The sequence below is a fragment of the Pseudoflavonifractor sp. MSJ-37 genome (assembly GCF_018917965.1).
Taxonomy (GTDB): Bacteria; Bacillota; Clostridia; order Oscillospirales; family Oscillospiraceae; genus Pseudoflavonifractor_A.
On the sequence record NZ_JAHLPP010000001.1, the window covers coordinates 431475 to 449376 of the forward strand.

The 17902-nt window shown below is 50.4% G+C and carries 17 protein-coding genes; 7 read left to right on the forward strand and 10 right to left on the reverse strand.

The genetic code is table 11. The features are described from left to right. Genes KQI12_RS01975 through KQI12_RS01985 form a run of 3 tightly spaced genes read right to left on the reverse strand, consistent with a single transcriptional unit; the run spans position 1 to position 2938 of the window. The gene (locus tag KQI12_RS01975; protein ID WP_216570238.1) at positions 1-1026 is read right to left on the reverse strand and encodes a virulence RhuM family protein; all 1026 of its coding nucleotides are present in this window, start codon (positions 1024-1026) and stop codon (positions 1-3) included. 11 nt (positions 1027-1037) lie between these two features. After that, entirely contained in the window at positions 1038-1946 is a 909-nt protein-coding gene (locus tag KQI12_RS01980) for a hypothetical protein (protein ID WP_216570239.1), read from the reverse strand. A gap of 56 nt (positions 1947-2002) precedes the next feature. Then, positions 2003-2938: a sigma-70 family RNA polymerase sigma factor gene (locus KQI12_RS01985; protein WP_216570240.1), complete on the reverse strand. Its 936-nt coding sequence runs from the start codon at positions 2936-2938 to the stop codon at positions 2003-2005. Positions 2939-3184: 246 nt separating this feature from the next. On the opposite strand from KQI12_RS01985, the gene KQI12_RS01990 reads away from it, so the two are divergent. From KQI12_RS01990 to mobQ, 7 genes are all read left to right on the forward strand, one after another. Then, the gene (locus KQI12_RS01990) at positions 3185-3400 is read left to right on the forward strand and encodes a transposon-encoded TnpW family protein (protein ID WP_025654266.1); all 216 of its coding nucleotides are present in this window, start codon (positions 3185-3187) and stop codon (positions 3398-3400) included. After that, positions 3391-5448, forward strand: coding sequence for a recombinase family protein (locus tag KQI12_RS01995; RefSeq protein WP_216570241.1), 2058 nt, complete (start codon positions 3391-3393; stop codon positions 5446-5448). Before KQI12_RS01990 ends, KQI12_RS01995 begins: the two co-directional genes overlap by 10 nt. A 71-nt stretch (positions 5449-5519) precedes the next feature. After that, entirely contained in the window at positions 5520-6041 is a 522-nt protein-coding gene (locus tag KQI12_RS02000) for a CHC2 zinc finger domain-containing protein (RefSeq protein ID WP_216570242.1), read from the forward strand. After that, positions 6013-7314, forward strand: a complete 1302-nt coding sequence (locus KQI12_RS02005) for a phage/plasmid primase, P4 family (protein WP_216570243.1) — start codon at positions 6013-6015, stop codon at positions 7312-7314. The genes KQI12_RS02000 and KQI12_RS02005 overlap by 29 nt, the downstream gene beginning before the upstream one ends. Positions 7315-7821: 507 nt before the next feature. After that, a complete protein-coding gene (locus KQI12_RS02010; RefSeq protein WP_216570245.1) occupies positions 7822-8037 on the forward strand; it encodes a DUF6471 domain-containing protein in 216 nt (71 codons plus the stop codon). A gap of 16 nt (positions 8038-8053) precedes the next feature. Then, positions 8054-8260: a DUF3847 domain-containing protein gene (locus KQI12_RS02015; RefSeq protein WP_216571373.1), complete on the forward strand. Its 207-nt coding sequence runs from the start codon at positions 8054-8056 to the stop codon at positions 8258-8260. A 378-nt stretch (positions 8261-8638) separates the two neighbouring features. Further along, positions 8639-10348, forward strand: a complete 1710-nt coding sequence (gene mobQ / locus KQI12_RS02020) for a MobQ family relaxase (protein ID WP_216570247.1) — start codon at positions 8639-8641, stop codon at positions 10346-10348. Between the two features lie 97 nt (positions 10349-10445). On the opposite strand, the gene KQI12_RS02025 is transcribed toward mobQ, so the two are convergent. The 7 genes from KQI12_RS02025 to kdpC form a co-directional block, all read right to left on the reverse strand. Next, positions 10446-11147, reverse strand: a complete 702-nt coding sequence (locus KQI12_RS02025) for a response regulator transcription factor (RefSeq protein ID WP_216570248.1) — start codon at positions 11145-11147, stop codon at positions 10446-10448. Further along, a complete protein-coding gene (locus KQI12_RS02030) occupies positions 11140-13833 on the reverse strand; it encodes a sensor histidine kinase KdpD (protein WP_216570249.1) in 2694 nt (897 codons plus the stop codon). Before KQI12_RS02030 ends, KQI12_RS02025 begins: the two co-directional genes overlap by 8 nt. Positions 13834-13905: 72 nt before the next feature. Then, the gene (locus KQI12_RS02035; protein WP_216570250.1) at positions 13906-14424 is read right to left on the reverse strand and encodes a LysR substrate-binding domain-containing protein; all 519 of its coding nucleotides are present in this window, start codon (positions 14422-14424) and stop codon (positions 13906-13908) included. A gap of 36 nt (positions 14425-14460) precedes the next feature. After that, a complete protein-coding gene (locus KQI12_RS02040) occupies positions 14461-15108 on the reverse strand; it encodes a TrkA family potassium uptake protein (protein ID WP_117785753.1) in 648 nt (215 codons plus the stop codon). Positions 15109-15118: 10 nt separating this feature from the next. Next, positions 15119-16450: a TrkH family potassium uptake protein gene (locus KQI12_RS02045; RefSeq protein ID WP_216570251.1), complete on the reverse strand. Its 1332-nt coding sequence runs from the start codon at positions 16448-16450 to the stop codon at positions 15119-15121. A gap of 112 nt (positions 16451-16562) precedes the next feature. After that, positions 16563-16973, reverse strand: a complete 411-nt coding sequence (locus KQI12_RS02050; RefSeq protein ID WP_216570252.1) for a CBS domain-containing protein — start codon at positions 16971-16973, stop codon at positions 16563-16565. 7 nt (positions 16974-16980) lie between these two features. Next, a complete protein-coding gene (kdpC, locus tag KQI12_RS02055; protein ID WP_216570253.1) occupies positions 16981-17583 on the reverse strand; it encodes a potassium-transporting ATPase subunit KdpC in 603 nt (200 codons plus the stop codon). Positions 17584-17902: the final 319 nt, after the last annotated feature.

Genomic DNA, 17902 nt, shown 5'->3' on the forward strand with positions numbered 1-17902 from the left:
TCAGTCCTTTTGCTCTGTGCTGGCTACCAACCGGTCAAAGTCGCTCTGATACAGCCGATCCTGAATGACACGGTACTGCTCAAACTCGCTTTCCGCAAAGGCTTTTGCAATGGCAGCGGTGACCTTTCCCTTATCTCGTAGAATCTCTGCATCATTGAATTGCAGGAAAGCATCCAGCTTGGAGGCCCAATCTGCCATGGTCATGGGAATGTGCCGTCTGGCCTGCCGGGTAGCATAGTCCAGATACATGGTGACGATTTCGTTCAGCTCCTGCATTTCACCCATGGATAAGTAATTTTTTGCAACGGACACATCTGCCTTGACAATCTTGCCGTCAGGAGCATTCTTCCATGAGGACAGCCCCATGTGTTCCTTGGTGTGATCGGCTCGTGCCATAATGACCTCTGCCGCCGTGCTGCCATGGACGGCATAGTGCATCTTATTCTGAACTGTAGCAAAGAAATCCTTTGTGGTCTGGCTATCGAGAGAGTAGTCCACAGCGGTGGCGTAAATATCCGTGATTTTCTGGTAAAAGCGCCGTTCGCTGGCCCGAATCTCCTGAATCTCGGAAATCAGGTGGTCAAAGTAGTCCTCATCAAAAATCTGCCCGTTGATGAGTCTGCTCTTGTCTAGGACATAGCCCTGCTTAGTAAAGGTGTCCAGCACCTTGGTTGCCCACTGGCGGAACTGCGTGGCTCTGCCGGAATTGATCCGATAGCCTACGGCTATGATGGCGGACAGAGCGTAGAACTTATAGTGATAGGTTTTTCCGTTATCCGCAACTTGTGCAAAATTTGCACAAGTTGCATCTTCGGACAATTCACCGCTTTCATATACATTTTTCAGATGCTTTGTCACAACGCTCCGGTCTACATCAAAAAGCTGTGCAATGGCCTTTTGCGTCAGCCAGACATCGTGGTCCTGTACCCGTACCTCAATGCCGTCCTCATGGGCATCTTTCGTGAACACAAGGAAATCCACTGTGCTGTTGCGGATTTGCAGTTTATCCTTCTTGGCGTCTGCCATATCGTTTCACCTCAATCTTCTTCGCTGGTTTTCTTCCCTCTGCTCTTATAAACATTATACTGATTCTTGCACCGGGGGCTGCAAAATGCGGAATTGGAGCGGCTGCTCAGGAATACCTTCTGGCAGTGCTTGCACAGCCGCAGGGGCTTCTCTCCATCCACCAGCAGGAAGCTGAACATCATCTGGATGCCCAGCAGCAGAGAGTGAAAATCCCAATAGATGGTCGGCTTATCCAGCAGCTCAATATGATAGCTGGGTGCAATGCCGCCAAAAGCGGCTATACCCTTGCGGTACAGGTTTCGGGTGTCCTCATCGATCAGGTCATAATCGTTATAATACAGAATGGAAGTGGTCAGAGTGAAAGCCCAGTCCTTGAACTGCTGCGCCACCCAGTCATAGGCTTCAGCATACTCCCGCTGGAAACTCATGGTTTTCGCCATAGGCTCATCCGCAAAGGTCATGGTCAGCGCCACCATTGTTCGGTCACCGGACACACTCCAGCTGGACTCAACACCTCGTTTCACCACATCCAGCTGGTCAAAGGGATAGAACAGCGCCAGATAGTCCTCGGTTTCCATGGACTCCGCCTTGATGAAATGGTTTTTCGGCAGATACACCTTTTCATAGTCCATGAAGGACGGCGTAGTGGGCAGCGCTGTCATCAATCCCAGCAGGCCGTAATGGGTCACAAACTCCAGAATGGCCTTCTGTACCTCGTCCTCCGGACTGCGGTTCATCATCAGCATTCCCACGTTCAGCGCGTCCAGCACGATTCCCGGCGCTTCCTTCAGGGGATTATAGATGTCGGGCTTGGCGTTCTTCCCCGGCGTGATATACCGATTGCCGTCTGCGGCGGTTTTCAGTTCATAGCGGTCATACCGCACCCAATGGGAACGGGACTGCTCAAAGAGATTCTTCATGGCGCTGTTCCTCTCGACTCGTAATCCAACTATATATTAACCATATTACTATTGTATCAACCGTCCTTGGCTTCGTCAAGGGCGGCTTTTTTCTTTCTCGGAGGTGTTTTATTCTCCGGGCGAATTACCGCATTCTTGCCCATGGTTTGCAGCAGTTCTCCGAATACACGGAAAAACTCCTGTTCCCGCAGTGTCAGACTGCCGCCCGCCTCCTGCTTCTCCTGCAAATGCTGGTAGAACGCTCTTTGCAGCTTCTTATGAATGGTCATGCGCAGCTTGCGGATGTTCCGGTCAGACTGCCCCCGCAGCGCTGCCAGTTTGGTGGCGCTATATAGCCGCAGGGAGAGAAAATACAGCACTTCCTTGTGCTCCTCGCTGAGATCACGAATCATATCGGAGATGAATTTGTCCGCCGTCAGCTCGTGCATTTCATACGGGCAGTCAAAGAGAATGTCCAGAAAGAAGCCGCTGCAAAGCTGACGATATTCGGGATCATTCATCCAAAGCGGCACGATTCTCGGCTCCGGCACGGCCTGAAATTCCAGCGGCACACCGCCCCGCAGGTTTTCGTGGTCACGCTCCCGCCGCTCCCGGTTTCGGTCAAGCCTGTCCCACTCGGCAATAACACCTTGAAAATCCTTCAGCGTCCGGGCAGATTCCTCCGTGCGCTTCAGCGCCTCTGCGAGAATTTCCCGCTTCAGCCGTTTGTCGCTTTTCGGTGCGGCTTCGTCTTCCTCGTCCTCATCCTCCAGCTCGGCGGCATAGTCTCTGGGATGCTCGTCCTGCTCCAGCTCGCTTTCCAGCTCCAGCGTGCGTTCCTCCGCCAGCGCTTCCTCCAAACGCTCATCCTCCGGCGCACCATCGGAGGAGTCCGCCCAATCGGCGAAGCCATCCTCGGACAGTTCCAGAGCGTCATCTTCGGGCAAATCTTCTAATTCTTCTTCCTCATCGGAAAAATCATCGTCAAATAGATCATCCTCCCATAAATCCACGACGGCTTCACCTCCCCAAAAAATATTTTTCTTTTTTTCAAAAAACAGTTCCGATTTACACCCCGTTTTTCTCCTATTAGTGAAAGGGTAATCTGAACACAAGTTACTAAGGTTACTCTTTTTAAACACAGCGGACAGAAAGGAGAAATGAGCATGGAAAAGCAGTGTAAGGACGCGGTTGGCTTACAGCCAACGGAACCGGACTTATTATACCAAAAACCAACAAATAACGCAAGGAGGAAGCCTATGGAGCAAACGAAACAGGAGCAGTTCATCATCCGGCGCATCGGCGGCACCACCTACAAGGTCAGGGTCGCATTCAGCGAGACGGCAGCGGAGACCATGGAGGAAAAGATTCTGCGGATGATCCGCAATGAAGGGGTTACAAATGACGGCACTTATGATATAATGGAAGCACCACAAATGAGCCGTCAGTCTGAAAGGAGCGCCGAATGCGCATGAAACAGGCTGAGGAAAAGATTACCGCTCTGTATGAGCGGCTGAGCCGTGACGATGACAACGCCGGTGACAGCAATTCCATCGTGAATCAGAAAAGATACCTCGAAAGCTACGCCCAGCAGAGAGGCTACGCCAACTGCCGCCACTATACCGATGATGGCTGGAGCGGCGGCAATTTTGACCGTCCCGCATGGAAGCGGCTGGTGGCGGACATTGAGGCCGGAAAGGTGGCCCATGTTATTGTCAAGGACATGAGTCGGGCGGGTCGTGATTACCTGCAAACCGGCTTTTACACGGAGGTTTTCTTCCGGCAGCACAGTGTCCACTTTGTTGCCATTGCCAACGGCGTGGACAGCGACGATCAGAACAGCAATGAATTTGCGCCCTTCCTCAATATCATGAACGAGTGGTACCTGCGCGACCTGAGCCGCAAGCAGAAAACGGCCATTCGCGTCAAAGGGGAATCCGGCAAGCCAACCACCAACTGCGCCATCTATGGCTATAAGAAGGACCCAGAGAACAAATACCACTGGCTGATCGACGAGGAAGCGGCCGCCGTGGTGCGGCGTATCTTCCAACTGACCATTGAGGGCAAAGGCCCCTACGACATCGCCCGTATCCTGTTTGACGATAAGATCGACACGCCTGCGGTCTACTTCGGCAAGCAGAACAAGGGCGTCTGGAAAAGTAAAGAGGAATTTCCCAACCCATATAACTGGAGCGGCTATATCGTCGGGCAGATTTTATCCAAGCCGGAGTATATGGGGCATACGGTGAATTTCCGTTCCCACAAGCAGTCCTATAAGGATAAAGCGCCCGTCATGAATCCGCCGGAGGAATGGCTGATCTTCGAGAATACCCATGAAGCCATTGTGGATGCGGAAACATGGGAGCTGGCGCAAAAGCTGCGGAAAACACCACGGCGGCATGACACGCTGGGCGAGGCCAATCCGCTGACGGGACTTGTGTTCTGTGCGGACTGCGGCGCAAAGATGATGAATCATCGTTCACGGGGCGGTACGGAGAACAATCCCTATCCGTCAGATTTCTACGATTGTTCTACCTATACGCTGGCACATCAGAAACGCACCCACGCTTGCAGCGGACACTATATCCGCAGCAAGGTACTCCGGGAGCTGATTCTGGAAACCATCCGGGCTGCCAGCACCTTTGCCATCTCCGACCGGGACGCCTTTCTGGAAAAGGTGCGCTCTGCCTCCCAGCTGCGGCAGGCGGAAGCCGCCAAGGAAACCAAACGAAAGCTGAACAAGGAGAAAAAGCGGATTTCCGAGCTGGACACCATCATCAAGAAGCTCTATGAGTCCTTTGCCATCGGGCGCATTACCGGCGAACGCTTTGACAGCCTGCTGGCAGAATATGAGGCGGAGCAGAAAACGCTGACAGCGTCCGTCTCCGAAATGGAAACGCAGATGTCCGCCTTTGCCGAGGACACCGACCGAGCCAAGCAGTTTCTGGAGCTGGCAAAGAAGTACACGGACTTCTCTGAGCTGACCACGCCCATGATCAACGAGTTTATTGAGAAAATCATCGTCCACGCCCCGGAGCGCATTGACGGTGACCGGGTGCAGGAGGTGGAAATCTATCTACGGTTCATCGGGCGGTTTGAGCTGCCTGTCACGGAGCTGAGCGAAGAAGAAATCAAGCGGCAGGAGCAGCTCAAGCGGCACCGCATCAAGAGCCGGGAGCGGTATCAGAAAATCAAGACCGGTGAACACGCTGTCGGACAGCCCTTCATGCTGACCTGCAAGTGCTGCGGGCAGGAATTTGCCTCCAAGCGGACAAACACACTGTTCTGCGGTCCTAACTGCCGCTCCAAATTCTACCGGCAGGAGGCGGCGGAGAGCCGCAGCCGGGAATGCACCTGCGAGAACTGCGGCAAGGTGTTCACTACAACGAGGTCGGACGTGAAATATTGCAGTGACGATTGCCGCTATCAGGCGCAGATCAAGCGGCAGGGTGCACGAAAGGAAGCCTTGCGAGAGGCAAAGATTGAACCGGCTTTACCGGAGAAAGAAACGAAATCAGCATAAGATAAGACGCAAAACGGCGGCTTGCCCAGATCGGGCAGGCCGCCGTTTTTTTGCGCAGAAATGGAGGAACGATGAATCTTTTTGAAATTGTTAAATACGGCGTAAGCTGCCGGGATGCAGCGGAGCGGTACGGCGTGGAGGTCAACCGCTACAGTATGGCCCTCTGCCCGTTCCACAATGACCGGCATCCCAGCCTGTATGTGGCGGATGATCACTATTATTGCTTTGCCTGTGGGGAACATGGCGATGTGATCGACTTTGCCGCAAAGCTGTTCGGCTTGCCGCTCTATGCAGCAGCACAGCGTCTGGCAGCAGACTTTCACCTTACACCAGACAAGCCGCCCAGCGCAGCGGCGCTCCACGCAAAGTGTGTCCAAACAGAAGCACCGGATGAACGATTTATAGAAGCCTGCCACAACCTCGACCAGACAGAATACTATTTGGATATTCTGTGCACAGGTGATTCCTATGAACGTGCCGAGGTGATTCAGCAACAGATGGCAGACGGCGAGCTGGACAGGCTACGGCGGCGCTTAGAGAAAATTCATAAGGAGGAAATCGAAGATGGATATGACACCGCAGACGTGGCCTGAGTGGTACGACGGCAGGCACATCAACGAGGTGCTGTTCTGCCAGCAGTTCTTGGACAAGCACCCCATGAAATGTGTGCGTGGTCGGCTTTTCACTGTGGACGGGCTGATCGAGGACGAGGGACAGATTGGAAATCTCATTTTAGAGGAAATCTCCGGCTGTCTGACCTCCGGCTTGTCCAAAGTCGTGGCAAATCTGCTTGCCAGCATCAAACTGCAAGCCTATTCGCCGCCGCTGCCCATTGAGACGGACCGCATCCACGTTGCCAACGGGACGTATTTTATGAACGGTAGCTTTACCGCCGATAAGAGCTACTGCAACAACCGGCTGACGGTCGCCTACAACCCTGACGCACCCACTCCGAAAAAGTGGCTGCAATTCCTATCAGAGCTGCTGCAACCGGAGGACATTCCAACCTTGCAGGAATTTCTCGGTTACTGCCTGCTGCCTACCACCAAGGGGCAAAAAATGCTCATGCTCATCGGCAAGGGCGGCGAGGGCAAAAGCCGCATCGGTCTGGTCATGCGCTCCCTGCTGGGCGACAGCATGAACACCACCAGCATCCAGAAGGTGGAGAGCAACCGGTTCAGCCGTGCAGACTTGGAAAACAAGCTCCTGATGGTGGATGACGATATGGATATGAGCGCCCTGCCCAAGACCAATTATATCAAATCCATCGTGACCTCTGAGTGCAAGATGGACATGGAGCGCAAAGGCATCCAGAGCTATCAGAGCCAGCTCTATGTGCGTTTTCTCTGCTTCGGAAACGGTGCGCTCACCGCCCTGCACGACAAGTCCGACGGCTTCTTTCGCCGCCAGATCGTGCTGACCACCAAAGACCGGCCCGCTGGCCGAGTGGATGATCCGTTTCTGGTGGATAAGCTGCTGCGGGAGAAGGAGGGCATCTTCCTCTGGTGTCTGGAGGGTCTGCATCGGTTGATTGGGAACAACTATCAGTTCAGCATTTCCGGCAAGGCCAGAGAGAATATGGAGACGGTCAAGCGCAGCAGCAACAATGTGATCGAGTTTCTGCAATCTGAGGGCTATATCCGCTTTTGGGCAGACAGTGAAGCCAGCTCCAAGGCGATCTATGAAGCCTACACAAGATGGTGCGATGATAACGCACAAAAGCCCATGTCTGCCAACCGCGTCAGCTCTGAGCTTACACAAAATGAGCGGCTTTACAACGTGGAGGCCACCAACAATGTCCACGTCGGCGGCAAGCGGGTGCGTGGCTTTATGGGCATTGAGGTGGTCAATCCGCCGCCGTATTGAAAATGAGAAACGGACTTCAAAACAGCCGTACACGCCGTACACCCTGTACGGCTATTTTCAACTTCATCCGCAAAATACGGTTTTGCTTGTGCGTTTGGTGACGCATTTCACGGCATGGTGAAAAATTGTCCGCTGAATCGGCGGCCGGTACGCAAAACCAGCGTACACGAGGTCAGTTTTGCCGTACCGAGCCGTACACGGACAGCCTATTTTAACGGCTTCAAAATCAATGCTTGTGAAATCCGTGATGATTTTCGCCGCAGGTCGAACGCAATACACCATCCGGTGATTTACCGAAGCGCGAAGGCGCTGCACCTGACGGCGGCATATTCTGCCGTTCCGTATGCTCTCACACAGAACGATGAAGCCGATAGGGCGAAGTTGTGAACAGGGCATCACGGACGGAAATCTGAGCGGATTTGCGGAACGGCAGATTTTTCACCGCAAAGGGTACACAGTTCACTTACTCAAAAACCAGTATCACGAAAATATGGAGGTAAAAAGTTGATGAAATCCAATCTGAGAAATGAGATCAAATCGTACATCGTCCGTCAGGGAATGACCATGCAGGAGGTAGTCGATCTGCTGCGGGACGAACACGGCCGGTCCGACAGCGTATCCAACCTATCCAACAAGCTCCAACGGGAGTCCCTGCGGTATGTTGAAGCCGTTCAGCTTGCCGATGCGCTGGGCTATGAAATCGTCTGGCAGAAACGAAGATAAGGAGGGCTTTCGCATGATGACAGATACAGAAAAGAAGCTGTTGCAGGCGCAGCACCGGTTGGAAGAAGCGCAGGCACGGGATCGTGTCAAGGAGCGCAAAGCCAGAACGCGCAGGCTCATTCAAGAGGGCGCGGTTCTGGAAAAGGTGCTGCCGGAGGTTCGGACTATTGAGCTGTCTGAGTTGGAGGGGTATCTTTCACAAAAACTGGGAAATCAAACTTAAATTTCAGATGGGAGGTCTCTGGCGGAACCGGGGGCCTCCTTCTTTTTTCTCCCGTAAGGGCGCACTTACTCACCACCCTAAAGGGCAGTGGTATTTCCTGCGGAAAACGTGCGCTCTCCGAGGGGGATTTCGCTTTCTGCGGAAAGCGACAGACAATCCACAGCACTTGCAGGGTTCTGCTGTCATCGTCTGCGCAGACGGCAAATTCCCTGCGACGGGCGCAGAGAATTGTGGGTAGAAATTCTCTACCCCTGTTGCCGCCTGCCTGCGCAAACCTGCCGCCGGCAACTTTGGCGCAGAGATGGACGGGCAGGAGGCCCGTCCATTTTCTCTTTTGCGAAAGAGAAACAGAAAAAGAAAGAACGAGGTGAACAAGATATGGCGATTTACCATTTGGAAGCGAAGGTGGTCAGCCGGGGCGCAGGACGCTCCGCAGTGGCCGCCTCCGCTTATCTGAGCTGTTCCCGCCTGTATAACGATTACGACGGGATACAGCATGACTACACGAAAAAGCAGGGGCTTGTCTGGCAGGAGGTTTTCCTGCCGGAATACGCCCCACAGGAATGGCAAGACAGAGAAAAGCTCTGGAACGCCGTGGAGGAAGTCGAGACGGCCAAGGACAGCAGACTTGCCCGTGAGTTCGTCGTGGCGCTGCCCATAGAGCTAAGCCGTGAACAGCAAATTGAGCTGCTGCAAGACTTTATCCGGGAGCAGTTTGTGGCCGATGGAATGTGCGCCGACGCAGCCATCCACGACACCGACGGTCACAACCCTCATGCCCACATTCTCTTGACGGTGCGCCCGTTGGATGGGCAGGGACACTGGCAGTACAAGACCGAGAAGGAATACCTCTGCATGAAAAACGGTGAGGAACGGGGCTTCACCGCTGCCGAGTTCAAGTTGGCGCAGAACGAAGGTTGGGAGAAGCAATATCCATACAAGGTCGGCAAAAAGAAGGTGTATATGACGCCATCCGCTGCCGAGACGCAGGGGCTTGTCCGGGCTGACAAGCATCCCAAAAGCACCCGTTACGGCAGGCAAAATCCTATCTCCGAGCGCTGGAACAGCGAAGAACAGCTTACAGCATGGCGGGAGGCATGGGCAGATGTGTCCAATCGCTATCTGGAACGCGCCGAGCGGGAGGAACGCATTGACCACCGAAGCAACGCTGCACGGGGTCTGGATGAGATTCCCACCATCCACGAGGGCGTAACAGCGCAGGCGTTGGAGCGCAAGGGAATTATCTCTGACCGCTGTGAAATCAATCGACAAATCAAGGCAGACAATGCGCTGCTGCGGGAGCTGAAAGCTGAAATCAAAAAACTGGCCGCACTGGTCGCCCGCACTGTACCGGCCATTGCGGAGGGGCTGGAGAAACTGCGCAGCCAGGTGCTGATCTTCTGTTATCAGCTCTCCCATATTCGCGGTGGCAAATCGCATATTCAAGAATCCCTCGCCGTATGGAGGCCAGAGCTGGAGCGTTACACCGGTCTGGTGCAGCAGATCAAGGAAAAGAGCAAGGAGCGCAAAGCGCTGGTTGCTGAGAAAAAGGAATTGCCAATATACCATGTGAAACGCCACAAGGCGCTGACTGTCCGCATTGCCGAGCTGATAGAGGATTTGGAAGAACTGCGTTCCGAAAAGGCGCTCCTTTTGCAAAAATTTGAGTATGCGGAGGATGCAGGCGCAGAGGCGTTCCGCAAGGATATTGCCATCATGGAGTCCGGTCTGAAAAGGCTGGAGGCACAGGAGCAAAAATACGCTGCTGAATTAGATAAGGTTCTGGCTGAATATGCCGAGCTGAAAGCGCAGGCCGTGGATCTTGACCCGGTGGAGTTGCACGATGCACGGCAGGCCATCCGTCCTGAAAAGGAGCTAAATGCCGTCGAACAGCTACAGCGTGCTTACGGGGATAAGTACCGCCCGCTTGCTATGCTCGACAGCAAACGAAAGGCATCCGGGTTGCTTCACGAATATGCAGACGAACAGGCCGTACAAAAGCTGAAACGAGCGCAACAGCAGAAAATTCAGTCCGAACACACTCCCCCCCCCCAATCAAAGAAAAAACGAATCGACTTTGAACGTTAAGCTACGATTAGATGCAACATTTTTTACGGACAAGAGAAATCGTCATAACACAATTAGCGAGGCCGGCCATGTGCGAACACTGGCCGACCTCATATCATTAATTTACTTTTATCATACGATAGCCCACACCAATATGTGTTTGGATGTATTGTGGGGACTCCTCTGTTGGCTCCAGCTTTTTCCGCAGTGTTGTCATAAATACCCGCAGGGAAGCCACATCGTTATCCCAACTGCGGCCCCAGATATTTTGTGTGATAAAGGTATGGGTCAGTACCTTGCCGACATTCTTGGACAGCAGACACAACAGCTTATACTCAATGGGTGTCAGGTGAAGTTCGTTTTCATCCAGATAAGCGCATCCCCCGGCATAATCCACTTTCAACTTACCATTCACAAATACAGAACTGGCAGTAAACATCTCTGCCGTCATCAGAGAGAGTCTTCGCTGCGTCACCCGAAGTCGAGCCAATAATTCTTCAACAGAAAAAGGTTTTGTCAGATAATCGTCAGCTCCGGCATCCAATGCATGAATCTTGTCATTATCTTCACTTCTGGCGCTAATTACAATGATGGGGGCATTGGACCAGGAGCGTACCGTTTGAATGACTTGAACGCCATCCATATCCGGCAAGCCCAAATCCAGCAAGATGATTTCAGGATTGTGCGATGTGGCCTCCATAATGGCTGTCGAGCCATTGGGCGCTACCACATAACGATAATCATTTGTTTTCAATGTGGTTGTAATGAGATTTCGTACAGATGGGTCATCCTCAACCACTAATATCAAAGGTTTATTCATGAAGTTCTACCTCCCCGGCGGGTAATGTAAATGTGAACACAGTGCCATTTGGCTGATTGTCTGATACGGAAATCGTGCCGCCGTGGGCGGTCACAATGGACTTACAGAGGGACAGCCCCAATCCAAGGCTTCTGCGGCTGTCGACCACTTTATTGGCCCCACTATAAAACATATCGAAAATACGGGGTTTCTGCTCATCGGGAATCCCAGGGCCGTTGTCGGAAACGGAAACCGTGACCCATTGCTCTTTTTGATCGGTATGTATTTCAATTACTGAACCGACAGGGGTATATTTGATGGCGTTGTCAACCAAATTGATAATCACCTGAACGATCAGCTTCGCATCAATATGGGCAAGGACAAAGTCTTTGCCGCTGGTCACACGAATGATGTGTTCTTTGCTCTTTCTGTTGATGTGCTTCAGCGCTTCAGAAACGACCTCATCCATGAGTTCGATATTCCGAGTTAGATTGACCTGTCCGCCCTCAATTCGTGTGACTGCCAACAGGTTTTCAACGAGATTAATCAGCCACATGGAATCGTCATAAATATCGGTAAAGGTCTGCTCCCGTAGTGCATCGTCCATTTTTTTATAATTTGCAAGCAAATTGTCTGCGCTACCGGAAATCGCTGTCAAAGGCGTCCGAAGATCATGGGAGATTGCCCGCAGCAGGTTGGCACGAAGTTGTTCATTTTGTGCCAGGACAGCCGCTTCCTCCTTCTCCTTGGCATTTTTGATGTTTTCCAGCGCCAATGCGCACTCGCCAAGAATAGAGAGGAGTACGCTGTTTTCGAAAGAGTCCAGCGGAATACCGTTCACCGCAATACCAGCCACTCCATATACATGCTGGTTGACCCGAATCGCAAGGTATAAACACTTTGCACTGGATAATGTATCTGTTGTGGCACCGGCGTGTTTATTGTTTCGGAAGACCCAATCGGCGACTGCTTTCTCGTTCTCAGAAATTAAATCTTCCTGAATGCTATTAACAGCACGAAAAACGTTAGGAGTGGCAAGTTCTTTACCATCAGACAGGTAGACGACAATATCTTTTTTCAGCAGCTTCATGAGCTGCCCTGCCGTAGCGGTGATTACCGCATTCTCATCCTGCTCTTTTTGCAGAAGCTGGTTGGTTTCAAAAAGAATCTTTGTACGGTAAGCTGTATGGGCAGATTGTTTCGCATTTTCTTTCAGCCGGGTAGCGAGAGATCCGGAAAGCAGTGTTACTATAAACATAATGGTAAAGGTAACAATATAGTTCGGATCGTCAAAATGGAATGTCAGTCTCGGAGTGGTAAAAAAGAAATTGAAAACCAGCACACTGACAACCGAGGTCAGAATCCCGCACAGTCGGTTGGTTGTGATTACAGCGGTCACAAGTACGCCTAATATGTAAACTGCGATAATATTACTCTCCGTGAACCCAAGAGCGTCAAAGCCACAGCCAATTAGTGTAGCTACCAGCAATACGACTATACTCTTCAGAACATCACGCAGGGGCATCGCATCTACCTGCGCCTTACTCTTTTTTTCCTGATAGCTGGTTCCTGCGCTGGCATCCGGTATCACATGAATATCCAGATTAGGTACGCTGGAAATCAGGCGTTCCGTCAAGGTGGGCTTGCTGAAAATATTCTTTCGTGCAATGGTACTTCGTCCAATTACGATTTTTGAAATGCCGGAAAGACGGGCAAATTCCGCAATCTGATAAGGCACGTCATCGCCATAACTTGTCTCAATCGCAGCGCCAAGTTGCTGGGCCAGACGCTTATTATCCTGCAAACGCTTTTTATCATCGTCACTCATCGCCGCTGTATTTGGCGTTTCCACATAAAGAGCGGTAAATGTTCCCCGAAAGGCTCTTGCCATCCTTGCAGCAGTCCGAATGATTTTTGCGTTGGATGGCGACGAGGAAAGACATGCCAGAATGCGCTCGTCTGTATGGTAATCGCCTCGGCTCTGTACTCTGGCGCTTTCCGTCAGCAAGTTCACCCGGTCAGCGCACCGACGGAGGGCGATTTCCCGCAATGCGGTGAGATTTTCCAGCGTGAAAAAATTGACTGTTGCCCGCTGCGCCTGATCTTCCCGGTACACATTTCCACTTGCCAGTCGTTCCAGCAACTCCGCAGGCTCAATATCCACCAGTTCTACCTGATCTGCTTGATCAAAGGTGGAATCCGGAATGCGCTCCCGCACAAGAATTCCGGTGATAGAGGCTACTGTATCGTTGAGACTCTCGATATGTTGGACATTTACAGTCGTATAGACATCAATTCCTGCATTTAGCAGTTCCTGAACATCCTGATACCGCTTCGTGTGCCGACTGCTTTCGGCGTTGGTATGGGCCAACTCATCCACCAGTATGAGCTGGGGATTTCGCTTGAGCGCAGCATCAATATCAAATTCACGAAGGGTCATTCCTTCGTAAGCAATTTGCTTCACAGGAAGCTGCTCCAAGCCGTCCAGAAGTGCCATCGTCTGGGGTCGGGCATGGGGTTCTATGTATCCAGCAACCACATCGATGCCACGCTCCTTAGCCTGATGAGCCGCCTGAAGCATGGCATAGGTCTTTCCGACACCTGCGGCATAACCGAAAAAGATTTTGAGTTTTCCGCTTTTCTTAGTGGATGCATCGTTACGGATCGCACGAAGAAGCTGATCCGGATCTTGTCTTGGCAGTTCCATTTTACCCCTCCTATCTGTCACTCAAGTAAAAGCGATTCCCTTTTTCAATATTATAACACACAATGTCAAAACCTACATCTGCGACGGATCCACGGAAAATGCATTCAGGTATCCAATAAAAAAATCGATGACAGGTGATTTTTCAGATTTCCTCCATAGTACTTTTTGCGTGATTTGATTCTGGGTAATCGGCTCAATGGGCAAGTCAGCATATTCCATCACAACCGGGGCGCAACGAAGAAGCACCATCCGTGCATTATAATGCGTTTTTTCCGATACGTCTGTATTCTCCGGTAAAAAAATGATGTCCAATTTGTGTGTTTCCAGTTCTCTGCACAATTCACTTTCTTCTCCGCTGAAAATATAGATAGAGACATCCGGATGCTGTTTGCCGTAAGTCTCGAGAACATCTGAGAGACCGCCTGCCATGAATAGGTTGGAAAAACCAATTCGCAAGCTGTTTTCGCCGTAAGTCAGAGCAGTTTCTTGTCTATTCCAATTGTTTTCCAGAAAAACATCCAGTTTTTTCATCAGAAAATACCCCAAAATAAATATGGATGATGTACTTACAAGTAAAATAACATCCTGCATGGATTCACCCCCCAATTCCTTTGATTTTTCTTGAAATCAAGTATGAAAGCACTTTTGCAAATTTCTGTTACTTCCCAACGCCAACATGGTATCTCCTGCTTTCAGCACTGTGTCTGAAGAAATAGATAACTCCAGCTTGCCGCTTTTCTTGATTCCCATAATGTTAATGTTGAATTTTTTACGAATATCGAGCTCTCCAATCGAATGGTCCGCCCAATCTTTGGGAATGGGAATCTCAAACATGGCATGATTTTCATCCAGTTCTATGTAATCGAGAATGTGATCCGCACTGTAACGGATTGCTGTCCACTTTGCAAGCTGTTTTTCCGGGTAGACTACTTCATTTGCACCGTTACGCAGCAAAAATTTTTCCTGAACGTCAGTTGCAGCTCTGGAAACTACAAACCTCGCTCCTAATTCACTGAGCAGAGAAGTTGTTTCCAATGAACTTTGAAAGTTGTTGCCGATGGCCACAATGCATACATCATAGTTGCGAACACCGAGAGATTCCAAGAAATCGGCATTCGTACTGTCTCCAATCTGTGCATTGGTAACAAGGGGCAGAACAGCCTCTACACGTTCCTCCGAAGTATCTACCGCCATCACCTGATGACCCAAATGATTTAAGTGCAGGGCAATATGCTTTCCAAATCGCCCCAGACCAATTAGAAGAATTGATTTCATAATGTCTCCTTTATCCTACTGTTATTTTTTCCTTTGGTAGTTTTGAAACTTTCTTTTGTGCACTGGACAAGGCCGCAAAAATCAATGTAAGGCCACCTACTCGCCCAAAAAACATCAGCAGAATCAAAACACTCCGTGAGAGCAGATTCAGTTCCGGTGTAATCCCCAGAGACAGGCCGACTGTGCCAACAGCCGAGGCAGTTTCAAAAAGGCAGGTAAGCATGGGAAGTCCTTCGGAAACGCTGATGATAAGGCCACCGGTACAACATAGCGTAATATACATTAGCGAAATTGTCGCTGCGTTTTTTACGACATCATCATCGATGCGACGTCCAAAGAGGTGTGCATTTTCTCTGCGCCGAAAGGTGGAAATTGCAGTAGTAAGCAAAACAGCAATGGTTGTTGTTTTCAAACCGCCTGCGGTAGACCCGGGACTACCGCCGATCAGCATCAGCGCAATGGTGATAAATTGTCCGGCCTCACTTAAATCCGTTAATTCCACCGTATTAAAACCCGCCGTTCGTGGTGTCACGGCTTGAAAAAGAGAAGATAAAAGCCGTTCCTTTCGGGTAAGATCAGCAAACTCAAAAAAATAAAAGTACATTGCCGGAACGATCAATAAAACCGCTGTGGTACAAAGAATCACCTTACTCTGCATCCGATATTTGTGCAAATGCAATCGATTTGTCCGAATATCATCCCAAGTCAGAAAGCCAATGCCGCCAAACACAATCAAGAACATAATCGTAAAGTTTATGACTGGATTCGCTGCATAGCTGGTCAGGGAGGAAAAGGGAGTGCGCACACCCAACAGATCAAAGCCTGCGTTGCAAAAAGCGGACACGGAATGAAACAGTGCCATCCAAAGGCCAATTTTTCCGAAGTCACGGCAAAACACCGGTGCCATCACGGCTGCACACAGCAGTTCCATCACCAGTGTCACCCTGACGATAAAGCCAGTCAGGCGAACGATTCCTCCTACCTTTGGCGCTGAAATCGCCTCCTGCATGGTACTGCGCTGCATCAAAGAAATCTTCCGCCCGGAAATCATTGCAAAGGATGCGGCTACGGTAATAACCCCCATGCCTCCAATCTGAATCAGCAGTAAAATGACAAACTGGCCGAAGGCCGACCAGTATGTTGCCGTATCATGTATAATGAGTCCGGTTACACAGACTGCTGAAGTAGAAGTAAACAATGCCTCCGAGAAAGGCGTTGCCAGTCCGCTGCGGCTGGAAAACGGCAACATTAAAAGGAAGGTGCCGAAAAGGATCACACCGGAAAACCCGAGGATGATAATTTGAAACGAAGTCAACTTCCTTTTTAACAACATTACTCCCATAACTGCAATCCTCCTTTATACCCCTTTATGTGCCCTTAATCATAAATCAAAGGGAGTAAAGAAGGTAAAAGAGAATGCGTATCTGTATTAAGGCCGTCTAAAGATGCAGGACTTATTCTTTTTTATCACGAGCTTGTGCCAGAAATTCAATCAGCCGTTTCCTTGTCAGAATCCCGCATAGAGCATTCCGGCCATCAACGATGGGGACAAAATTCTGATTCAGCATTGAAGTTACAACCTGCTCGGAATCTGCATCTATTTGTAACGCAGGGCAAAAATCTCTGCGAACAATGCTGCCAAGTCGGTATCCCTCCTGTACTTTCAAGTCTGTTGTCTGGCAAACAAGAAGGTGGCGGAGGAAATCTCCCTCCGTCACGCTTCCAATATACTGTTCCTGATCATTCAGTACCGGGACAGCGGTATAGCCATGTACCATAAACCGTTCCAATCCCTGACGAATCGTATCCTTTTCATGAAGAAATACAGTGGAGATTTTGGGAATCATGATTTTTGCTATGTTCATTTCACCCCTACAGAATACCGTCCAGCATCAGATTGACTTCCAGCACATTGACGGTCTCTTCGCCAAAGATGCCAAGGAATCGTCCGTCGGTGCAGTTTTGGATGATCTCACGCACTTCATCTTCGGTCATATCATTTGCCTTTGCAATGCGTGCTACCTGATATTCCGCTGCTGCCGGGGAAATATGGGGATCAAGCCCACTGCCGGAACAGGTGACAAGGTCCACCGGAACAGCTGTTTCGTCCATTTCAGGATTTGCATTGCGGAGCTTTTCTACACGTTCTGCCACAAGCTGTGCATATTCCTCACTTGCCGGAGAGAGGTTGGAGGGAGCGGCGTACATCAGTGCCTTTCCGTTTTCATCCGTATAGGTTGAAACATCAATATTCATAATGCGCCCCCACATATGGGCTTCATCTGTATATTGCTGCCCAAGTAATTCACAGCCATATTTTTTCCCGTCTACTTCAATGATGCTTCCGCCTGCATTGTCCGGGAAAATTAGCTGAGCAATTCCTGTGACAACACCCGTATAGATTACGCCGCACAGCAGCGTAAAGATTAAAAAGATCATACCTGCCTTTGGCAGTACACTTTTCATTGTTTTCATAATATATACCCCCTTATCCGAAGATGGTGAGAAAAATTTTCTGAAGCAATTCCGGTTCCCATATGGCGAAACGCAGTGTAATCGCACATAGGACGGCTAAGGTCATTCCAAGAATTCCTTCAAAATACGAGATTGTTTGCGTCGGTTTACAAAGGGATACATATAAAAACAACTAAAAATGGACTGCCAACCTACTGAATTTACCGCCCTATCGAGACACAGGGCGGTTTTTTCATGGGCAGGGAAAGGAGGTATCCCTATCATCGGGGCTTGACTGAAAACGGTCAGGCCCTTTTTTCATGCCATCAAATAAGAAGGA